The organism is Aeromicrobium sp. PFPM2_SD2, assembly GCF_057364525.1.
Window position 1 is genome coordinate 1 of sequence record NZ_JBNFNZ010000477.1, and the last position, 1,850, is coordinate 1,850.

Annotated in this window: 1 protein-coding gene; it reads left to right on the forward strand. The window is 75.1% G+C overall.

Annotated elements, in window-relative coordinates; genetic code table 11:
• Nucleotides 1–354: 354 nt before the first annotated feature.
• Nucleotides 355–1,686 carry a chitinase gene (locus AC2W7G_RS15285; protein WP_485869192.1) on the forward strand — a complete coding sequence of 444 codons (1,332 nt, stop codon included), beginning with the start codon at nt 355–357 and terminating at the stop codon, nt 1,684–1,686.
• The last annotated feature ends 164 nt before the right edge of the window (nt 1,687–1,850 follow it).

Sequence of the window (1,850 nt, forward strand, 5' to 3'; positions counted from 1 at the left end):
CGACGGCGGCCACCGCGTCGGTCGCTGCGGCGTCCCCCGTGGCCGAGGACGACGATCCCGGCCGACGGCTCCCTCGACGCGGACGCCGGAGCCGGCCGCGACACCGGCCGTGACGAGGTGCCCGCATGATCCCCGAGGGTCATCGCCTGTCCTGGGCCCGCGTCGTGATCGCCCTGGTGGTCGTCGGCGTCGTCGCCGCCGGCGCGGTGGGGGCCGTGCGCTGGCAGGACGAGATCCGGGCGTTCGGCGGCCCCGAGGAGCGGACGCCGTCCACCTTCTCGGGCTACGTCGACGTCACCGCCACCCCCCCGGTACGCCTTCGAGTCCCCGTCCACGGACGCGCAGAAGGACGTCGTGCTGTCGTTCGTCGTCGCCGACCACGACGAGCCCTGCACCCCGACCTGGGGCGGCTTCCACGACCTGGACGGTGCCGCCGCCGAGCTCGACCTGGACCGCCGGGTCGCGCTGCTGCGCGAGCGTGGCGGCGACGTGACCGTCTCGTTCGGCGGCCTGGCCAACGACGAGCTCGCCACGGCCTGCACCGACCCCAAGGCGCTGCTGGCCGCGTACCGCTCCGTGGTCGAGCGGTACGACCTGCGCACCATCGACCTGGACGTCGAGGACGACGACCTGACGAACCGTGAGGCGGCCACGCGTCGCGCGTCCGTGCTGCAGGTGCTGCAGAAGGAGCGCGCGGCCGAGGACGAGCCGCTCGACGTGTGGCTCACCCTGCCCGCCGCCACCCAGGGGCTGACCGAGGACGGGCTGGCGCTGGTGGAGGACACCGTCGCCGCCGGCGTCGACCTGACCGGCGTCAACGCGATGACGATGAACTACGGCGAGAGCCGCGAGCCGGACGAGTCGATGACCGACGCGACGCGCCGCACCCTCGAGGCCGTCCACGACCAGCTCGGTCCGGCGTACGAGGCCGCCGGCGCGGATCTGTCCGACGCCGAGCTGTGGGAGCGCATCGGCATGACCCCGATGGCCGGCCAGAACGACGTGCCCGCCGACGTGGTGACGATCGACGACGCCCGTGAGCTCGCCGCCCTCGGCGAGGAGCTGGGCGTGGGCCGCGTGTCGCTGTGGTCGTTGAACCGCGACCGGGCGTGCGGCGTCAACTACCCGGACCCGAAGGTCGTCTCCGACGCCTGCAGCGGCGTGCCGCAGGGCGGCGAGACCTTCGCCGACGTGCTGGCCGCGGGCGCCGTGACGGGTGCGCGGACGACGCCGAGCGCGCCGCGCACCACCGCGTCCCCCACCCCGTCGGCCGAGGTCACCGACGACCCGGCCACGAGCCCCTACCGCATCTGGGACGCGGACGCCTCCTACCCGGAGGGCACCAAGGTCGTCTGGCGCCGGCAGGTGTACGAGGCCAAGTGGTGGACCAGCGGCGACGTCCCGGACGACCCGGTGGCGACCGCCGACCAGACGCCGTGGCAGCTGCTCGGCCCGGTGCTGCCCGGGGACCGGCCGACTCCGCGGCCCACGGTGGCGGCCGGCACGTACCCGGAGTGGTCGCGCACCGGCGTGTACCGCAAGGGCGCCCGGGTCGTCGTGGACGGCGTGCCGTACCGCGCGAAGTGGTGGACCGAGGGCGACCACCCCGAGGTGGCCGAGACGAACCCGGACGCCTCTCCCTGGGTGCCGCTGACGGCCGAGGAGATCGCCGGCATCGGACGCTGAGCGCGTCACCGGCCGGGCACCACGTAGTCGACCGGGGCGGCGCGCGCGTCGGACTCGAACCCGACTCGCTGGCCCCACCCGGTGCGGGTCACCCGGCGCACGCGCACGGTCACCACCTCGACGTCGCCGACACTGCAGCAGCCGGGCCCCGTTGCGCTCGGCCA